The organism is Sporosarcina sp. resist (assembly GCF_014302295.1).
Classification (GTDB): Bacteria; Bacillota; Bacilli; order Bacillales_A; family Planococcaceae; genus Sporosarcina; species Sporosarcina psychrophila.
This window is the reverse complement of record NZ_CP060287.1, coordinates 512,501-530,821: the sequence shown is the minus strand read 5'-3', so window position 1 is coordinate 530,821 and position 18,321 is coordinate 512,501. Positions and strand designations below refer to the sequence as shown.

At 41.6% G+C, this 18,321-nt stretch carries 16 protein-coding genes, 2 tRNA genes and 3 rRNA genes (1 of these 21 running past the window's edge); 6 read left to right on the top strand and 15 right to left on the bottom strand.

What is annotated here, in order from left to right; translation table 11 throughout:
• Positions 1–137: 137 nt before the first annotated feature.
• The gene (locus H7992_RS02680) at positions 138–548 is read right to left on the bottom strand and encodes an Lrp/AsnC family transcriptional regulator (RefSeq protein WP_067205403.1); all 411 of its coding nucleotides are present in this window, start codon (positions 546–548) and stop codon (positions 138–140) included.
• 128 nt (positions 549–676) lie between these two features.
• On the opposite strand from H7992_RS02680, the gene H7992_RS02675 reads away from it, so the two are divergent.
• From H7992_RS02675 to H7992_RS02660, 4 genes are all read left to right on the top strand, one after another.
• Complete coding sequence (locus H7992_RS02675; protein ID WP_187046564.1) at positions 677–1,435, top strand: MBL fold metallo-hydrolase; 759 nt, start codon at positions 677–679, stop codon at positions 1,433–1,435.
• Positions 1,436–1,478: 43 nt separating this feature from the next.
• The gene (locus H7992_RS02670; protein ID WP_187046563.1) at positions 1,479–2,678 is read left to right on the top strand and encodes an MFS transporter; all 1,200 of its coding nucleotides are present in this window, start codon (positions 1,479–1,481) and stop codon (positions 2,676–2,678) included.
• Between the two features lie 469 nt (positions 2,679–3,147).
• Positions 3,148–3,342 carry a DUF7695 domain-containing protein gene (locus H7992_RS02665; RefSeq protein WP_067205394.1) on the top strand — a complete coding sequence of 65 codons (195 nt, stop codon included), beginning with the start codon at positions 3,148–3,150 and terminating at the stop codon, positions 3,340–3,342.
• 159 nt (positions 3,343–3,501) lie between these two features.
• Positions 3,502–4,728 carry a site-specific integrase gene (locus tag H7992_RS02660; RefSeq protein ID WP_187046562.1) on the top strand — a complete coding sequence of 409 codons (1,227 nt, stop codon included), beginning with the start codon at positions 3,502–3,504 and terminating at the stop codon, positions 4,726–4,728.
• Between the two features lie 67 nt (positions 4,729–4,795).
• Here H7992_RS02660 and groL read toward each other — a convergent pair whose 3' ends face one another.
• Positions 4,796–6,430: a chaperonin GroEL gene (gene groL / locus H7992_RS02655; RefSeq protein ID WP_187046561.1), complete on the bottom strand. Its 1,635-nt coding sequence runs from the start codon at positions 6,428–6,430 to the stop codon at positions 4,796–4,798.
• Positions 6,431–6,486: 56 nt separating this feature from the next.
• Positions 6,487–6,771 (bottom strand): co-chaperone GroES, encoded by a 285-nt coding sequence (gene groES / locus H7992_RS02650; RefSeq protein WP_067205358.1) that lies wholly within the window; start codon positions 6,769–6,771, stop codon positions 6,487–6,489.
• Positions 6,772–6,956: 185 nt separating this feature from the next.
• On the opposite strand from groES, the gene H7992_RS02645 reads away from it, so the two are divergent.
• Positions 6,957–7,694 carry a CPBP family intramembrane glutamic endopeptidase gene (locus H7992_RS02645; protein WP_222618001.1) on the top strand — a complete coding sequence of 246 codons (738 nt, stop codon included), beginning with the start codon at positions 6,957–6,959 and terminating at the stop codon, positions 7,692–7,694.
• Positions 7,695–7,737: 43 nt separating this feature from the next.
• Here H7992_RS02645 and tatC read toward each other — a convergent pair whose 3' ends face one another.
• The 3 genes from tatC to H7992_RS02630 form a co-directional block, all read right to left on the bottom strand.
• Positions 7,738–8,538: a twin-arginine translocase subunit TatC gene (gene tatC, locus H7992_RS02640; protein ID WP_187046560.1), complete on the bottom strand. Its 801-nt coding sequence runs from the start codon at positions 8,536–8,538 to the stop codon at positions 7,738–7,740.
• Positions 8,539–8,555: 17 nt separating this feature from the next.
• Entirely contained in the window at positions 8,556–8,741 is a 186-nt protein-coding gene (locus H7992_RS02635) for a twin-arginine translocase TatA/TatE family subunit (protein ID WP_187046559.1), read from the bottom strand.
• A 93-nt stretch (positions 8,742–8,834) separates the two neighbouring features.
• Positions 8,835–9,485 (bottom strand): redox-sensing transcriptional repressor Rex, encoded by a 651-nt coding sequence (locus H7992_RS02630; RefSeq protein WP_067205350.1) that lies wholly within the window; start codon positions 9,483–9,485, stop codon positions 8,835–8,837.
• A gap of 123 nt (positions 9,486–9,608) precedes the next feature.
• Here H7992_RS02630 and H7992_RS02625 point away from each other — a divergent pair, with 123 nt between their 5' ends.
• Positions 9,609–11,537, top strand: coding sequence for an ABC-F family ATP-binding cassette domain-containing protein (locus H7992_RS02625; protein ID WP_187047771.1), 1,929 nt, complete (start codon positions 9,609–9,611; stop codon positions 11,535–11,537).
• Between the two features lie 376 nt (positions 11,538–11,913).
• Here the strand turns inward: H7992_RS02625 and tsaD are convergent, their stop codons facing one another.
• The 9 genes from tsaD to H7992_RS02580 form a co-directional block, all read right to left on the bottom strand.
• Positions 11,914–12,936, bottom strand: coding sequence for a tRNA (adenosine(37)-N6)-threonylcarbamoyltransferase complex transferase subunit TsaD (tsaD, locus tag H7992_RS02620; protein WP_067205347.1), 1,023 nt, complete (start codon positions 12,934–12,936; stop codon positions 11,914–11,916).
• On the bottom strand, positions 12,933–13,391 hold the full coding sequence (rimI, locus tag H7992_RS02615; RefSeq protein ID WP_067205345.1) for a ribosomal protein S18-alanine N-acetyltransferase: 459 nt from the start codon (positions 13,389–13,391) through the stop codon (positions 12,933–12,935). The genes tsaD and rimI overlap by 4 nt, the downstream gene beginning before the upstream one ends.
• Entirely contained in the window at positions 13,378–14,088 is a 711-nt protein-coding gene (gene tsaB / locus H7992_RS02610) for a tRNA (adenosine(37)-N6)-threonylcarbamoyltransferase complex dimerization subunit type 1 TsaB (protein WP_067205342.1), read from the bottom strand. Before tsaB ends, rimI begins: the two co-directional genes overlap by 14 nt.
• Positions 14,085–14,537 (bottom strand): tRNA (adenosine(37)-N6)-threonylcarbamoyltransferase complex ATPase subunit type 1 TsaE, encoded by a 453-nt coding sequence (gene tsaE, locus H7992_RS02605; RefSeq protein WP_067205339.1) that lies wholly within the window; start codon positions 14,535–14,537, stop codon positions 14,085–14,087. The genes tsaB and tsaE overlap by 4 nt, the downstream gene beginning before the upstream one ends.
• A 288-nt stretch (positions 14,538–14,825) precedes the next feature.
• Positions 14,826–14,901: transfer RNA gene (locus tag H7992_RS02600), tRNA-Asp, on the bottom strand.
• Between the two features lie 67 nt (positions 14,902–14,968).
• Positions 14,969–15,084 (bottom strand): 5S ribosomal RNA (gene rrf, locus H7992_RS02595).
• 299 nt (positions 15,085–15,383) lie between these two features.
• Positions 15,384–15,459, bottom strand: a tRNA-Asp gene (locus tag H7992_RS02590).
• 68 nt (positions 15,460–15,527) lie between these two features.
• A 5S ribosomal RNA gene (rrf, locus tag H7992_RS02585) occupies positions 15,528–15,643 on the bottom strand.
• A gap of 80 nt (positions 15,644–15,723) precedes the next feature.
• Positions 15,724–18,321, bottom strand: a 23S ribosomal RNA gene (locus H7992_RS02580) (it continues 334 nt past the right edge of the window).

Here is an 18,321-nt window from a genome sequence, read left to right as displayed (position 1 = left end):
CATATAGATTTTATACTCCAACTACTTATCAAATATAATTTTTTTAAAAATCATGATGCTAAATAAATACTGTTCTTCAACAAAAGCACCCCGTTAGTTTAAGTACATTTATTCACAAACTCTCCATTGTATTTCCACTATTTATCAATAACAATTGATAATTTATAGTTTGCATGTTCGTTTAAGGCTTTCAAAAAATCATTCATTACTTCATTAGAAGGGAATTTGCATTCGAGAAGGTAACAACCTTCCCCACTTATTTTATAGTTACTGATTAAGTGTTGTTCTTGCGTTTTTATAAACGACAAATAAGGCTGATGATAAGTACTTTGCGTAATGATTATAATAAAAGCATGTATAAAACACCCCAATTTTACTCGATTAACTTTAATTGAATAACCCTCAATCACTCCTTGATCTTCTAATTTAGCCACTCTAGCTGAAACAGCTGGTCCAGTCAAATGGACTTTCTCACCTAATTCTTTCATCGTGAGCCGACTGTTCTTGGATAGTTCATCTAAGATCCGCATGTCCGTATTATCTAACATTTGTTTAACTCCTTTCATTAATAAAGTCAAACGGACAAAAGACTTTATTTAATCTATGTATCCGTCAATGTGTCTTAGTATAGACTATACAAGTACCAAGAAAATATCAAAAAAGGGAGTTAATGATCATGAATATACATCAAATTCGTAATGCAACATTAGTTGTCGAATACGCAGGCAAAAAGTTTTTAATAGATCCATTTTTAGCAGAAAAGGGGGCTTACCCACCTTTTCCAAATTCAGCAAGACAAGATCAAAACAATCCTTTAGTTAGCTTACCCACTTCAATCGAAAATGTCATTAATGTTGATGCTGTTATTGTTACTCATTTGCATGATGACCATTGGGATGACGCTGCGAAAGAGGCATTACCAAAAGAAATCAAAATATATGTACAAAATGAAGAAGATGCTAAAGAAATTCATGGTGCCAGTTTCCGAAATATAGAAGTTTTACATGAAGATACAATTTTTGAGGGTATCCAATTGATTAAAACAAAAGGTGAGCATGGAAGAGGGGAAATGGTAAAACTTGCCGGCCAAGTGTGTGGAGTTGTTTTCAAACACCCAACTGAAAAAACGCTTTATGTGGCTGGTGATACGGTTTGGTATGAAGGGGTCAAAGAAATAATCGATACACATAAACCAGACATCATTGTGGTAAATGGTGGAGATAATCAATTTTTTGAAGGCGGTTCTCTAGTTATGGGGAAAGAGGATATCTATGATGTGTATAAGGCTGCAACGAACGCAAAAATTATCTCTGTCCATATGGAAGCCGTCAATCATTGGACGTTATCCAGAGAAGAATTAAAAGCCTTTATTGAGGAGAAAGGGATATCTTCTCATGTTTTAGTGCCGGATGACGGCGAATCATACTCATTCTAGTTTGAAAAGTGGACAAGATATACTAGAGGGAGGCGATGAACGAATGCAAACAAAATCTAAATTGTGGACAAAAGATTTTATTGTTCTTTCTTTAGTCAATTTTTTCTTAACCTTAATATTCTTTTTATTAAATGCAACAATTGCCCTTTATGCCGTAAATGAATTCAATGCATCTACAAGCCAAGCTGGTCTCGTAGCCGGGATTTTCATTATCGGGGCATTAATTGGTCGCTTGTTTACGAGTCCTATAATGAATAAAATTGGACAAAAACGAATATTAAATATCGGGTTAATCTTTTTCATATTAACTACATTGTTATACTTTATAGATAATGGGATTTTCTTTCTCCTAATAAGCCGATTTCTTAACGGTATTACTGTGGGTATTGCGACTACTGTAATTGGTACGATTGTCGCCCTCACAATACCGGAAACACGGAGAGGGGAAGGTATTGGTTACTTTGCTGTAAGTACAGCACTAGGTACTGGAATAGGTCCATTCATTGGACTTTACATGAGTCAGCATATGAGCTTTAACATGATCTTTGCTCTCTGTCTTTTGTTAGGAATCCTGAGTTCGGTAACGGCATTCTTTGTTAAAGTGCCAATAGTTAAAACGACAGTAGTTAAAAATGAAAATTCAGGATTTAAACTTTCTAACTTTATTGAGCCAAAATCACTTCCCATCTCCATCATTATCCTTATGATGACATTTATTTTCTCCAGCGTTATTTCCTATATAAATTTATATGCTGTGGAGTTAAATTTGGTGGAAGCAGCTAGCTTTTTCTTTATGGTATATACAGTTGCCGTTTTAGTTTCACGACCATTCACTGGTCGGATGATGGACAAAATAGGTGCGAACTTTATTATGTATCCGGCTATTATCTTATTTGGGGTTGGAATGCTAATTCTAAGTTCAGCAAACAACAGTGTAACCTTGTTATTGGCAGGTGCTTTAATTGGTCTTGGTTTTGGTAACATTTCTTCAGTCAGTCAGACAATAGCGGTTAATTCGGCTTCACCGCACCGTGTGGGGCTTGCTACAGCGACCTTCTTTATCTTTTTTGATCTAGGTAATGGATTTGGCCCTACTATTCTTGGGTTTGTCATTCCCATTACCGGCTATAATGGTATGTATGCGATTTTAGGAATCATTGTCTTTGCAACTTCTGTCCCTTACTACTTTCTACACGGCAAAAAAGAACGTGAAGATCAGTTGAGGATTGGAAAGTCAAATTAATATACTCTTGAAAAAGGACATCCTAAGGTAATTCGGGTTGTCCTTTTTTATTATATTATTATAAAGCGTCATTCAACAAAATGGCCGATTTGTTGAACTATCCTACACCTTTAGTTGAAGAGGACTACTCACTTTTTGTTTCCAATTCATTTATTAATTTGCAAAGATAGCCAACAATATATTCTCTTTGAGTCGCTCCCAATTGTCATTATCTTCCACAAGGTCATTAATTCATTTATTAATAATGTATATAAGGTGTTCCTCCAAATATTTCATATGGATGTACCATATAGTATAACCTTCTTATTTATCTACTGATGGTATTTCGTTAATAGATGATATCTTATTCAACTAAACTGCCCCGTTAGTTTAAGTACATATTTTCACAATCTATAAAATGATTTAGCATCATTTCACATCTGTGTTTAAAATTCATTTATACTTATGGAAAAGGTAGTGAGCATTATAAATGAAGAAGAAACTAAAAAGAAACCGAATCCGTTGCATACATTGCAATAATATTATCGAATCAAAAAACACAAATGATTTCAAATTATGCAAATGTGGCGCTGTCGGTATTGATGGTGGTTTAGACTATCCAAAACGCATTTTTGGTTCGAATCCAGCGGAAGAACATTACAAAGAATTGGCAGAATATGAATGACGAGAAGGAACGTGTCTGAATTAAAACATGTTCTTTTTTTATTTTACCTCTTTCACGCATATTTGTTGAACTAAAACTCTAAGGTTAATGAATTGTTATCTTTCAAAATGGAAATAATGGATATTGTAATATAAATATTTAGGAAAGCGAAGTCATTCAATGAAAGGACATTTTTACAAGAGAGGATGTACGTGCAAGAAGAAAAAATGTACTTGTGGTTCCAAATGGGCTTTTACCGTCGATATTGGAATAGATCCGATTACTGGGAAAAGGAGGCAAAAGGTACGAAGCGGTTTTATGACTAAAGAAGAAGCTGAATCAGCGGCTGCCGCGCTCATTCATGAGTTAAATCAAGGAATATATGTGGAGGAAACAGACTTGACCTTTTGTGAGTTTGCAAATCAGTGGCTCCCAATCTATAGCGAAGCAAAAGATGTTAAACCCGGAACAATTCGAGTCCGTATTCATGAAATCAATAAGTTGTTGCCCTACTTTTCCCAACTGAAATTGAAGGACATCACAAGAAAGAGATATCAAGATGCTCTGAACGATTTAAAGTACAGTGGGTATTCTGATAGTACAAGGGAAGGAATAAATCGAACTGGAAGAATGATTTTTCGGAAAGCATTAGAATTGGAGCTAATCAAGAAGGACCCAACTGAATTTGCCTATCTTAAAAAAAATAAAAAGACAATTGAACAGTTAGAGGAAGAAGAAATTCCAAAGTATTTGGAAAAGGAAGAGCTTGCACTTTTCCTAAGTACTGCTAAAAATCAAGGGTTGGAATTAGACTACTTAATGTTCCTCATCTTGTCCTATACAGGAATTAGGGTTGGTGAACTTGTAGCGCTCAAGTGGAAAGATATTGATTTCGAAAATCAAACCATCAACATTTCTAAAACCTATTACAACCCCAATAATAATACCGTTCAGTTTCAGTTGGTGACACCAAAAACGAAAAAATCTAGACGGAAAATTATTGTGGATGAAGATGTGATCAAAGCTTTAAGAATTCACAAAGATACTCAAGCAAAAATCATTCAACAGGTAGGTGATTCTTACAATAATCAAGACTTCATCTTTGCTAAAACAGAGAGACATCCAGGATATCCTATCGTCATTAAAATGGTACAACTCAGGATGGCTAGACTTCTTGCAATCGCAAAATTAAACAAAGACTTAACACCTCACTCATTGAGACATACACACACTTCGCTTTTAGCAGAAGCAGGTGTTGCACTTGAACAAATCATGGATAGACTTGGTCATTCAGATGATCAAATCACCAAGAATGTCTATCTCCACGTTACAAAGGAAATGAAAAAAGAAGCCTCCCAAAAGTTCAGTGAACTCATGAGAAGCCTCGATTATAATCCTCTATGTTAGCAAAATGTTAGCAAATCACTTTCTCCTCACATACAAACCCCGTCATATCAAGGGTTTGAGCGGCTTATTACATCATGCCGCCCATACCGCCCATGTCAGGCATTCCGCCACCCATTGCGCCTGCTGGTTCAGGTAGGTCCGCAACTACTGCTTCAGTAGTCAAGAACATAGCTGCAACAGATGCTGCGTTTTGGAGTGCATAACGTGTAACCTTAGTCGGGTCAACGATTCCAGCTTCCATCATGTTTACCCATGTACCTTCTGCTGCGTTGAAGCCAATTCCTACTTCTTCGCGTTTCAGACGGTCTACAACGATTGATCCTTCAAGACCTGCGTTGTTAGCGATTTGACGTACAGGCTCTTCAAGCGCACGAAGTACGATTTTAATACCTGTAGCTACATCGCCTTCAGTAGACTCTAGTAATGTTGCTACTTTGCTATAGACGTTTACAAGAGCAGTACCTCCACCAGAAACGATACCTTCTTCAACAGCTGCACGCGTTGAGTTCAATGCGTCTTCGATGCGAAGTTTACGTTCTTTAAGTTCAGTTTCAGTAGCTGCTCCGACTTTGATAACTGCAACGCCGCCTGCAAGTTTAGCAAGACGCTCCTGCAATTTCTCTTTATCGAATTCAGAAGTTGATTCTTCAAGTTGAACACGGATTTGGTTAACGCGTCCTTGAATAAGATCTGAATTGCCGCTGCCTTCAACGATTGTCGTATTGTCTTTTGTAACAACAACTTTCACTGCATGACCAAGTTGTGAAATATCAGCTGATTTAAGATCAAGACCTAGGTCTTCAGTGATAACTTCCCCACCAGTTAAAGTTGCAATGTCTTCAAGCATCGCTTTACGGCGATCTCCGAAGCCTGGCGCCTTAACAGCAACAGCATTGAATGTACCACGTAGTTTGTTCACAACAAGTGTTGCAAGTGCTTCGCCTTCAACGTCTTCTGCGATCATAAGAAGTGGCTTACCTTGTTGAACTACTTGCTCAAGAACAGGAAGAATTTCTTGGATGTTCGTAATCTTTTTATCTGTGATCAAGATATACGGATTGTCCAAAACTGCTTCCATTTTGTCTGTATCCGTTGCCATGTATGCAGATGCATAACCGCGGTCAAATTGCATTCCTTCAACAACGTCTAGTTCAGTCGTGAAGCCTTTTGACTCTTCGATAGTAATGACACCATCGTTGCCAACGCGCTCCATTGCTTCAGCAATAAGTTTCCCAACTTCTTCGTCTCCAGAAGAAATAGATGCGACTTGTGCAATCTCTTCTTTTCCTTCGATTTCATTGGAGATTTCTTGAAGGCCTTCAACAGCAGCTATAACCGCTTTTTCGATTCCTTTACGGATTCCGACAGGGTTAGCACCTGCAGTAACGTTTTTCAGTCCTTCACGGATCATTGCTTGCGCTAGAACTGTTGCAGTTGTTGTACCGTCACCAGCGATTTCGTTTGTTTTAGACGCTACTTCAGCCACAAGTTTTGCACCCATGTTTTCGAACGCATCTTCAAGTTCGATTTCACGTGCAATTGTTACACCGTCATTTGTAATAAGTGGTGAACCAAATTTTTTCTCAAGAACGACGTTACGTCCTTTAGGTCCAAGCGTTACTTTTACAGCGTTCGCCAATGTATCGACCCCACGTAGCATTGCGCTTCGTGCGTCTTCGTTGAATTTAATTTGTTTAGCCATTTATAAGTACCCTCCTGATTTTTCGTGTATTTTTAAACGAGCTGTGCATCAGTCTATTAGCCAATAATCGCTAAGATATCACTTTCACGCAAGATCAGATATTCATTACCTTCATGTTTGATTTCAGTGCCTGCATATTTTGAGAAGAGGATTCGATCTCCTTCTTTAACTTCCAATTCGATACGTTGTCCGTTTTCAAGAACGCGTCCAGTACCTGTAGCAAAAACTTTACCTTCTTGCGGTTTTTCTTTTGCAGAGTCCGGTATAACAATACCGCTTGACGTTTTTTCTTCTGCCTCGATTAGCTCGATAACAATACGGTCACCTAATGGTTTCAACAATTGAAACAACCTCCTCAGATAATATCTCCCTTTTAGCACTCGATAGACATGAGTGCTAATACATTTCTAATCATAATGAACATTTGCATATATTGCAAGTGAAATACTCCGAACATTTTCTCTTTGCTTATCTCGCCCTAAACAGCTAAAATTGACCTCAACCACAGTTGAAAGGGTGGCGTTACATGAAGAATTGGAAAATCTCTCTCGCTTTATTAATCACTTACATCCTGATGCATGTAAGCAGCATCTTTTTATCAGAGGGCTTATTCTTATACTTTCCTTGGGATGAGCAATTCACTAAACAGGATATGGCATATCGGGCAAGTTCTTGGACTCTTTTCACCGTTAACTTAATTGCAGCTATCATTTTCCTGGTATTAATCGTACCGAAGAAAAACTTCTTTCAAGTTTTCAAAGGGAAAAAATCTTCCATTGGCAATTCGGTTCTTTGGGGATTCATTGGCTTCTTTCTAGCATTGGGTGGACAAATGCTGGCTGGTGCTATCGAGGTTGCAATTGGAATAGAACCAGGATCCGATAACACTGCAATCCTTTCCGACATCGCGAAAGTGTCACCAATCATCATCCTATCAATCGTACTATTCGCACCATTCCTGGAAGAAATCATTTTCAGAAGGGTTGTCTTTGGAGGGGTTTATCAAAAAACGAATTTCTGGATTGCAGCCATTGTCAGTGCTTTAGTGTTTGCTGCTGTTCATAATGAATTCGAACACCTTCTAATCTATATGATGCCCGCTTTCGTATTCTCTTACTTGTATTACCGGACGAAACGCATACTGACACCAATGATTGCCCATTTACTAATGAATGGATTTGTCGTTGTCCTCAATTTAAACATTGAGAAGATACAACAATGGCAAGAGGATTTGAAACAAGCCATAATCTTCTTTATGCACTAAAAAAGTCTTCCACATCCCTACTTAGGGTTGTGGAAGACTTTTTTCATTTCTGCTGTCGCTCATTAACTTCATCAATCTGACGTTGTTGTTCAGCTTTCGCCTCTTCGAATTGTCGCTGCTGTTCAGCCTTCAAGTATTTTCTGTGACCAAAACGTGAAATGAAAATACTAATTTCATAAAGCGCAAACAATGGAACTGTAACGAACATATGAGACAACAAGTCAGGTGGTGTAATGAACGCCGCAATTACAAATAGAACAAAGTATGCATATTTCCGTATCTTCACAAGTGTCGTCGGATCCAAAATACCAAGTCTTGTTAAAAATAACAAGACTACCGGTAGCTGAAAAACAATACCGAATGGAATTAACAGTTGGAAAAGGAACGAGAAATACTCATTAATGCCGATTGTCTGGGTTATATCGAGCTCCGTGGATAAATTCATCATGAATTTCATCACATAAGGTAGCAGAACGAAATACGAAAACGCAATACCACCAACAAACAAGAAAAATGTAAACGGAATATAATTCAATGTTGCGCGCCGCTCAGTTTCATGCAATCCGGGTGAGATAAAGGACCATAATTGGTACATAAGAACCGGTGAAATGACAATGAATGCGATAAAGACAATCACTTTCACGTAAATCATAATCGGGTCAAGTACATTGAAAGCATTTAAGGCAATATTATGTGCTTCTCCATCATTTTGCAGGAACTGAATAAGTGGTTTTGCTACAAAAAAGGCTCCCACTACAGCTACAACAAAGAAAACGACGATAACCATCAGCCGTTTTCTAATTTCATCTATATGCTCAATGACTGTTAAGTTTTTTTCTATCATCGGACAGACACCCTAACTTACTTCAGTTCTTCTTTCTTAACTTCAACTTTTTTTACATCGTCGTCTTCTACAAGACCTTTTGTCGCATGTTTGAATTCACGCAATGACGAACCGAAGGCTTTCCCGATTTCAGGCAGTTTCTTGGGACCGAATACGAGCAAAGCAATAACAGCAATGATAATCAGACTTCCTGGACCTGGCATCTCGGACACCTCCTTCTTAAAACTAGGGATTGAACTCAATCCTTCTTGTGTCTATTTTACACGAATGGTGACTGAAATACTATTTACAAAGCATTACATATGTGAATCTTTTACGTCGTTTTTAATAAAGTAAATAAGTGTTTGTAACTCGACAGACAAATCGATTGTATGAACCCGTAACGAGTCGGGGACCGTCAGCCGAACCGGAGTAAAGTTAAGAATTCCTTTTACACCGATAGTAGCAAGCTTATCAGTCACTTCTTGGGCTACACGTGAAGGCACAGAAAGAATGACAAGCTCGATTCCTAATTCCTTGATTTTATCCTCAATCGTATCAGGATGAAAAACTGGAATTCCACTCATCTCTGTCCCTTCATGCGTACCTTTCGGATCGAATGCAATGATGATTCGTGTATTGTGATTTTTATGGAAATTATATTTCAAAAAAGCGTTCCCTAAACTACCAACGCCAATGAGCGCTACATCTGTTACTTCATCCTGATCCAGTGCCTGACGAAAAAAGTCGACAAGATAATGTACATCATACCCGTACCCTTTACGGCCAAGTGCGCCGAAATGTGAAAAATCACGTCGAATAGTGGCAGCATCAATTTTCATAGCTTCGCTTAATTCACTGGATGATACTCGTTTCTTCCCTGAATTCGCGAAATTTTGCAGGAACCTATAATATAAAGGCAAACGTTTGGACGTCGCCTGTGGAATTTTGATTGTTTCCCCTATCATGTTAACCCTCCTGAGTGTATCTAAAGGCGATTCTATCGTACAGTAGATAATGAATGTTGTAAAGTCGACCGTTGCACGCTTGACGCCATTCATTTAAACTGAAGAGGAATAGAGGTGCTTTATTTGATTGTATTACAAGTGAACGGACTAACAAAATCATTTTCAGGAACAGATATATTAGAAAACGTAAAGCTCGAAGTTCAACATCGCGACCGCGTCGCACTTGTTGGCCGCAATGGGGCTGGAAAATCGACATTACTTAAAATAATCGCTGGTGAAATGAGCGCTGATTCGGGTGATTTAATCGTCCCTAAAGATATCCGGATTGGGTATCTTGAACAGCATTCAGGTATCGACTCTGTATTGACGGTTTGGGAAGAGATGATGACTGTATTCGAACCACTCCATAGCATTGAAAGGCGGCTTCGATCGCTTGAAGGGCTTATGGCAGATTCCTCTGTCTACGACAACCCGAGCGACTATGAACGCGTCATCAAAGAGTACGATGCTCTACAAATCGAATTCAAAGATTCTGGTGGCTATCAATATGAATCTGATACTCGTTCGGTGCTTCATGGGATGCGTTTTTATCCTGAGGATTATAGCAAAAATGTCAATCTTCTTTCCGGTGGTCAGAAGACACGATTGGCACTTGCTAAAATGCTGCTTAGTAAACCGGACCTCCTCATCCTTGATGAACCGACAAACCATTTGGATATCGAAACGCTCGGCTGGCTAGAGAAATACCTAGTGTCTTATGAAGGCGCAATCTTAATCGTCTCCCATGACCGCTACTTCTTAGATGAAATCGTGACAATCGTCTACGAAGTATCGAGAAAAAAAGTAGCGAAGTATACAGGAAACTATAGTGCGTATCTTGACGAAAAAGCGAAAAACTATGAACGTGATCAAAAACTTTACGTCAAGGAAATGGGTGAGAAGGCCAAACTTGAGGATTTCGTTCAGCGCAATATTGCGCGAGCATCGACATCAAAAATGGCGAAAAGTCGCCGCAAAACGCTCGAAAAAACTGACTGGATGGGCTCTCCTGATGGCAATGAGAAATCCGCAAACTTTACCTTCTCGATTGATCGTCCCAGCGGAAATGATGTACTAGCACTGGAAGATGTAGCAGTCGGTTATGACAGTATACCGGTTTCAACTGGTATTGGCTTGCGTGCCTACAAACAAGACCGCATTGCACTTATAGGACCTAACGGGGTCGGGAAATCAACAATTTTGAAGACCATCGTCAAGTTCCAAGAACCACTAGCAGGCAAAATTCGTTATGGTACAAATGTTCAATTTGGCTATTACGACCAAGAACAAGCGACACTTATCGGAACTGGAACCGTTCTTCAGGAACTTTGGGATGATTGGCCGATGATGAATGAAAAAGATGTTCGTTCAGTACTTGGACGCTTTTTATTTACCGGTGAAGATGTTGAGAAGCCTGTCACTTCCCTATCAGGTGGAGAAAAAGCTCGATTATCACTTGCTAAATTAATGTTACAAAAGTCAAACACGCTTATCCTCGACGAGCCAACGAACCATCTTGACTTGGATAGCAAGGAAATTCTTGAAAATGCATTGGATGACTTCCCGGGCACCCTCATCTTCGTGTCGCATGATCGGTACTTTATCAACCGCATCGCAACAAAAGTAATCGACATTAGCGCAATAGGTACAACCGAATACCTCGGTGATTATGATTATTTCATTGAGAAAAAACTGGAACAGGAAGAGTTGCTTGCCGACTCAAATGCCGCTAAAACAGCTGCAACTCCTGTCATTGAAAGAAAAAATGATGATGATAAAGAACTAAAAAGGCAGGAAAGAAGGCTGACTAGAGCTATTGACGAAGTCGAATCACAACTTTCTGTTCTGGAAGATGAAATAGTAGCACTTCAAGATGAACTTTCCACTCCTGAATTTGCAGACGATCATGTGAAATTAATGGAGTTACAGGCACAGATTGATGCACTTCAGGCACAGCATGACAGCAAATCAGAAAATTGGCTTGGACTTCAAGAAGAACTAGAGGAATTATAAAATGAGCGTGAACGTCATGTTAAACCAGAACCAATGGTTTATCGTGACGTTTTGTCATTTCTTGCTGTCGTAACCTATCAAATAAAAGTACGAAACGATATTCTCTTAAAAAGAGTTTCCACAGTTTTATCCACACATCGAATGTAGTTATACCTGTAATCCACTGTTATTATCCACACTATCCACAAAAAATGTATTTCTTATACACATAGTTATCCTCCAACCACTGTTACTAAATGTGCATATACAATTGTTATGCACAACTTATCCACAATTGTGCATAAGTACGAATGTTCCCTATTGACATCTTCAAAAAAATCGGGATAAAAAAACACGAAAGTTGTCACAATATGACGACTTTCGTGTTTTTACTTATTTATTGTTTCCATGAAACAAGGGACATGCCAGGCTTACCATTCATAGCAAGATTTCCGCGTATTCCGTCTATAAACATAGCCGATCCCGCTGCAGCAATCATTGCCGCATTATCTGTACATAGTATGATTGGTGGAACGTAAAAGGGTATCTCTTCTTTCTTAAATGTTTCTTCAAGAGAAGAACGTAACCCTTTATTCGCTGCTACCCCGCCAGCCGCAATTACCTGTTTCACCCCGAACTCTTTCGCTGCCCTTAACGCTTTAGTAGTCAGCACTTCAACGACACTCGCCTGAAAACCAGCCGCGACATGAGAAGGGTTTACAGCCTCACCACGTTGCGCAAGATTATGCTTATAGTTAATCACTGATGATTTAAGACCACTAAAGCTAAAGTCATAAGAACCCGGCTCTAGCCAAGCTCGCGGGAATTCAACTTGTCCATCACTTTCAGCTGCCAACTTATCGATTTGAGGACCACCCGGGTAAGGGAGGCCCAGTACACGTGCTACTTTATCATAGGCTTCACCAGCAGCGTCATCACGTGTTTCTCCAACCAGTTTAAACGAACCATGCCCCTCCATTATTACCAGCTCTGTATGGCCCCCTGAGACGATGAGTGCAAGAAGCGGGAACTCCATGGGTTGCATTAGTTGGTTAGCATATATATGTCCCGCAATATGATGAACGCCAATAATCGGTAGACCATTGGCAAAGGCAAATGCTTTTGCAGCATTAACCCCAATCAACAAGGCCCCAACTAAACCAGGTCCTTCTGTCACAGCAACGGCGTCAAGATCCGCAGGTTCTAGTTCAGCATTCGCAAGTGCTTCTTCAATTACTAGTGTAATTTGTTCAACATGGTGTCTCGATGCAATTTCCGGTACTACTCCGCCAAATCGTTTTTGGCTAGTAATTTGAGATGCTACGACATTCGATATAATTTCCGTTCCATTTTTCACGATGGATGCAGCTGTTTCATCACAGCTCGTTTCAATTCCTAATATATAGATATCTTTTGTCATTTGAATTCCACCCACATGACGAGCGCATCTTCATGGTCGTCCGTATAATAGTTTTTCCTAATTCCGCCGTCCTGGAACCCAAGCTTACGGTAAAGGTTTTGAGCCGTAGTATTGGTCATCCGCACTTCCAGTGTCATTAACCGGACTTTTTTTTCTATACAAAGTGCAATCGCTTCTTTCATCAGAGCTTCGCCGATGCCATTACCCCTTAAATGCTTCCGTACTGCAACATTCGTAATATGACACTCATCCAGTACGATCCACATTCCGCAATGCCCAATCACTTCTTCTTCAAAGACTGCAACAACGTAATGCGCATAGTCATTTCCAGTCATTTCGTGCTCAAAAACTTCTGCAGTCCATGGTGTCGCAAATGCTTCCTTTTCGATTTCAACAACAGAAGGAATATCTTCTATTCCCATCTCTCTATAACTAATCTCTTTATCCACGATCATTGTCCTTCCCCTGCTCTTTTAACCAATTTGCCTCAGCTTCAGCAATACGTCGATATTCCGGAACAAATGCATGTATATCCGTTTCTGCTTCTGATTGCAAGGCAATATAAATAAGTGAAGAGGCTCGTGGTAGATTAAACTGAAGAGGCGCTAGAACTGCACGTTGTCCAAGCTGCTCAATAAGTTTTTGCTCATGCATTGCTATATCTTTTCCAACGAATAAAATAGGACTACTATGCTGCTCAAGCAAGTGTACCAACTCTTCCAAAGAGTAATGGCCATCCTCAATAACTTCAGTAAGCTTTCCTGCATCAAATTGATAAACGCCAGCATAGACATTGTCCCGTCTTGCATCGACAATTGGACAAACCAAACCATTGAAGAATAATGCATTTGCCGCTAGTGCTTTTAATGTGGATACGCCAACAAGAGGTTTACCAAGTGTCCAAGCAAGTGTCTTCGCTATCGTCACTCCGATTCGCACCCCTGTATAAGAGCCTGGCCCTTCTGAGACTGCAATTGCATCAATATCCGCCGGTACTAACCCTGCTTGTTCCAACAGCTCCTCAATTGCTGGCATAGCACGTAGCGAGTGGTTAATAGCCATCGCTGAAGTTCCTTCTATTAATAGTTCGCCATCTTTCACAAGTGCAACTGAAATGGGCGTGTTAGCCGTATCTATACCTAGCCAGATCATAAGAAAATCCCCTCGCAAATCTTTTCATATCTTTCACCTATTGGCGTGAATATAATCATCCGGTTATCTCCGCCACCGTGAACTAGCTGAATTTCCAGACGTTCTGCCGGCAAATCATCTTTAATAAGATGCGCCCACTCGATAACAGATATTGCATCTCCATAAAATAGTTCATCCCAGCCAAGATCCTCATCGCTGCCAGCTAAGCGATAGACATCGAGATGATTGAGTGGGTAATTACCTTCGTACTGTTTGATGATTGTGAATGTCGGACTGTTAACCGTGCGTGTAACGCCCAGTCCTTTTGCAAGCGCCTTTGTAAATGTCGTTTTACCTGCACCTAAATCGCCTTCAAGCGTAAGTACATCCGGTGGTGTAAGGAGTGCTGCAAGTTTCGTTGCAATTAGCTCTGTCTCCTCGACAGAATTTACTTCTATTTTCTGAGTCATAGATTATTTCCTTTCTGCTTCTTTGTTATAGTGTACCGAAAACATGTTATATCAGAAAGTATCTACCCTTGATAGATGTGTTTTCGTAGTAAATGATCTTTATTTCTCATAGAGTGTTGTTTACTTTGCTGAAAACGTTGTCTTCTTTTACGATAACATTGTTTAGTTTCTCAAGAGTGTTGCTTACTGCTTTTTTAAAAAGCATATTAGTTAAACCTTAGAATTCTATATACAAAAAAACCAATCCCGGAATTAATCCCTAGAATCGGTTCTGAATTTAAAATTTAATGGCGGTCCCGACCGGGATCGAACCGGCGATCTCCTGCGTGACAGGCAGGCATGTTAACCGCTACACCACGGGACCTAAATATGTAGTAATTTTCGACTTTTTAATTAACTTCATCACATTTATGTCGAAAGTAAATATGTGAGACCGGCGACGTCCTACTCTTGCAGGGGGAAACCCCCAACTACCATCGGCGCTGAAGAGCTTAACTTCCGTGTTCGGGATGGGAACGGGTGTGACCTCTTCGCAATCGTCACCAGACCTACATCATCTTTTCTCAAAGACAATACTTAGTATAGCACGTCTTACGATAATTACAAGAACTATTTTTATGGACGGTTCTAATTCGTTCATAATGAATGAAATAAGCATCATTATTGATGAATAAGGATGATAAAACTCTTTTCAAATACGTTAAGTCCCCTATTTATTAGAATCTACTTTCTTACTATAGCGTATCTAGATTGAATTGCCTCAAAGTTCATTTATCTTTTATTTCGCAATACAAAAAATCGACTCCGGAATTAATCCCTGGAATCGGTTCTGAATTTAAAATATAATGGCGGTCCCGACCGGGATCGAACCGGCGATCTCCTGCGTGACAGGCAGGCATGTTAACCGCTACACCACGGGACCTTAACATGTAATAACTTTCGACTTTTCAATTAACTTCACCACATTTATGTCGAAGTATAAATGTGTGAGACCGGCGACGTCCTACTCTCGCAGGGGGAAACCCCCAACTACCATCGGCGCTGAAGAGCTTAACTTCCGTGTTCGGGATGGGAACGGGTGTGACCTCTTCGCAATCGTCACCAGACTCTTTGAGCTTGTTCGCTCAAAACTGAATAAAACAGACATTGTGCTACACGAATCAGGGTAATCAAGCCCTTTTCAAAATTGGTTAAGTCCTCGATCGATTAGTATCCGTCAGCTCCACACGTCGCCGTGCTTCCACCCCAGACCTATCAACCTCATCTTCTTTGAGGGATCTTACTTACTTGCGTAATGGGAAATCTCATCTCGAGGGGGGCTTCATGCTTAGATGCTTTCAGCATTTATCCCGTCCATACATAGCTACCCAGCGATGCCTTTGGCAAGACAACTGGTACACCAGAGGTATGTCCATCCCGGTCCTCTCGTACTAAGGACAGCTCCTCTCAAATTTCCTGCGCCCGCGACGGATAGGGACCGAACTGTCTCACGACGTTCTGAACCCAGCTCGCGTACCGCTTTAATGGGCGAACAGCCCAACCCTTGGGACCGACTACAGCCCCAGGATGCGATGAGCCGACATCGAGGTGCCAAACCTCCCCGTCGATGTGGACTCTTGGGGGAGATAAGCCTGTTATCCCCGGGGTAGCTTTTATCCGTTGAGCGATGGCCCTTCCATGCGGAACCACCGGATCACTAAGCCCGTCTTTCGACCCTGCTCGACTTGTAGGTCTCGCAGTCAAGCTCCCTTATGCCTTTGCACTCTACGAATGATGTCCAACCATTCTGAGGGAACCTTTGGGCGCCTCCGTTACTCTTTAGGAGGCGACCGCCCCAGTCAAACTGCCCGCCTGACACTGTCTCCTGCCCCGATAAGGGGCATGGGTTAGAAGTCCAATACAGCCAGGGTAGTATCCCACCAACGCCTCATCCGAAGCTAGCGCTCCGGAATCCAAGGCTCCTACCTATCCTGTACAGGCTGCACCGGAATTCAATATCAGGTTACAGTAAAGCTCCACGGGGTCTTTCCGTCCTGTCGCGGGTAACCTGCATCTTCACAGGTATTATAATTTCACCGAGTCTCTCGTTGAGACAGTGCCCAGATCGTTACGCCTTTCGTGCGGGTCGGAACTTACCCGACAAGGAATTTCGCTACCTTAGGACCGTTATAGTTACGGCCGCCGTTTACTGGGGCTTCAATTCGAAGCTTCGCTTGCGCTGACCTCTCCTCTTAACCTTCCAGCACCGGGCAGGCGTCAGCCCCTATACTTCACCTTGCGGTTTTGCAGAGACCTGTGTTTTTGCTAAACAGTCGCCTGGGCCTATTCACTGCGGCTCTCTCGGGCTTTAACACCCTACCAGAGCACCCCTTCTCCCGAAGTTACGGGGTCATTTTGCCGAGTTCCTTAACGAGAGTTCTCTCGATCACCTTAGGATTCTCTCCTCGCCTACCTGTGTCGGTTTGCGGTACAGGCACCTCCCGCCTCGCTAGAGGCTTTTCTTGGCAGCGTGAAATCAGGGACTCAGGGATAAATCCCCTTGCTGTAACAGCTCAATGTTATAGGAACGGGATTTGCCTCATTCCACACCTCACTGCTTAGACGCGCATAACCAACAGCGCGCTCACCCTATCCTACTGCGTCACCCCATTGCTCAAACGGCGGGGAGGTGGTACAGGAATATCAACCTGTTGTCCATCGTCTACGCCTTTCGGCCTCAACTTAGGTCCTGACTAACCCTGAGCGGACGAGCCTTCCTCAGGAAACCTTGGGCATTCGGTGGAAGGGATTCTCACCCTTCTTTCGCTACTCATACCGGCATTCTCACTTCCAAGCGCTCCACCAGTCCTTACGGTCTAGCTTCGACGCCCTTGGAACGCTCTCCTACCACTGACATCTAAGATGTCAATCCACAGTTTCGGTGATTCGTTTAGCCCCGGTACATTTTCGGCGCAGCGCCACTCGACCAGTGAGCTATTACGCACTCTTTAAATGATGGCTGCTTCTAAGCCAACATCCTGGTTGTCTGGGCAACGCCACATCCTTTTCCACTTAACGAATACTTGGGGACCTTAACTGGTGGTCTGGGCTGTTTCCCTCTCGACTACGGATCTTATCACCCGCAGTCTGACTCCCAAACATAAATCATCGGCATTCGGAGTTTGTCTGAATTCGGTAACCCGGGATGGGCCCCTAGTCCAAACAGTGCTCTACCTCCGAGATTCTTAAGTTTGAGGCTAGCCCTAAAGCTATTTCGGAGAGAACCAGCTATCTCCAGGTTCGATTGGAATTTCACCGCTACCCACACCTCATCCCCGCACTTTTCAACGTACGTGGGTTCGGGCCTCCAGTAAGTGTTACCTTACCTTCACCCTGGACATGGGTAGATCACCTGGTTTCGGGTCTACGACCCCATACTCTATCGCCCTATTCAGACTCGCTTTCGCTGCGGCTCCGCATTCACTGCTTAACCTTGCATGGAATCGTAACTCGCCGGTTCATTCTACAAAAGGCACGCCATCACCCATTAACGGGCTCTGACAACTTGTAGGCACATGGTTTCAGGATCTATTTCACTCCCCTTCCGGGGTGCTTTTCACCTTTCCCTCACGGTACTGGTTCACTATCGGTCACTAGGGAGTATTTAGCCTTGGGAGATGGTCCTCCCGGATTCCGACGGAATTTCACGTGTTCCGCCGTACTCAGGATACACTCTGGAGAGAATGGACTTTCAACTACGGGGCTTTTACCCGCTACGGCGGACCTTTCCAGGTCGCTTCGTCTA

What these genes read in the sequence shown, in the direction of transcription:
- H7992_RS02680 (WP_067205403.1), bottom strand. Translation starts at nt 548, where the DNA reads ATGTTAGATAATACGGACATGCGGATCTTAGATGAACTATCCAAGAAC.
- tsaB (WP_067205342.1), bottom strand. Translation starts at nt 14,088, where the DNA reads ATGATCTGGCTAGGTATAGATACGGCTAACACGCCCATTTCAGTTGCA.
- tsaE (WP_067205339.1), bottom strand. Translation starts at nt 14,537, where the DNA reads ATGACTCAGAAAATAGAAGTAAATTCTGTCGAGGAGACAGAGCTAATT.
- H7992_RS02675 (WP_187046564.1), top strand. Translation starts at nt 677, where the DNA reads ATGAATATACATCAAATTCGTAATGCAACATTAGTTGTCGAATACGCA.
- H7992_RS02665 (WP_067205394.1), top strand. Translation starts at nt 3,148, where the DNA reads ATGAAGAAGAAACTAAAAAGAAACCGAATCCGTTGCATACATTGCAAT.
- H7992_RS02660 (WP_187046562.1), top strand. Translation starts at nt 3,502, where the DNA reads ATGAAAGGACATTTTTACAAGAGAGGATGTACGTGCAAGAAGAAAAAA.
- tatC (WP_187046560.1), bottom strand. Translation starts at nt 8,538, where the DNA reads ATGATAGAAAAAAACTTAACAGTCATTGAGCATATAGATGAAATTAGA.
- H7992_RS02630 (WP_067205350.1), bottom strand. Translation starts at nt 9,485, where the DNA reads ATGATAGGGGAAACAATCAAAATTCCACAGGCGACGTCCAAACGTTTG.
- H7992_RS02645 (WP_222618001.1), top strand. Translation starts at nt 6,957, where the DNA reads ATGAAGAATTGGAAAATCTCTCTCGCTTTATTAATCACTTACATCCTG.
- rimI (WP_067205345.1), bottom strand. Translation starts at nt 13,391, where the DNA reads ATGATCGTGGATAAAGAGATTAGTTATAGAGAGATGGGAATAGAAGAT.
- groL (WP_187046561.1), bottom strand. Translation starts at nt 6,430, where the DNA reads ATGGCTAAACAAATTAAATTCAACGAAGACGCACGAAGCGCAATGCTA.
- tsaD (WP_067205347.1), bottom strand. Translation starts at nt 12,936, where the DNA reads ATGACAAAAGATATCTATATATTAGGAATTGAAACGAGCTGTGATGAA.
- H7992_RS02670 (WP_187046563.1), top strand. Translation starts at nt 1,479, where the DNA reads ATGCAAACAAAATCTAAATTGTGGACAAAAGATTTTATTGTTCTTTCT.
- H7992_RS02635 (WP_187046559.1), bottom strand. Translation starts at nt 8,741, where the DNA reads ATGCCAGGTCCAGGAAGTCTGATTATCATTGCTGTTATTGCTTTGCTC.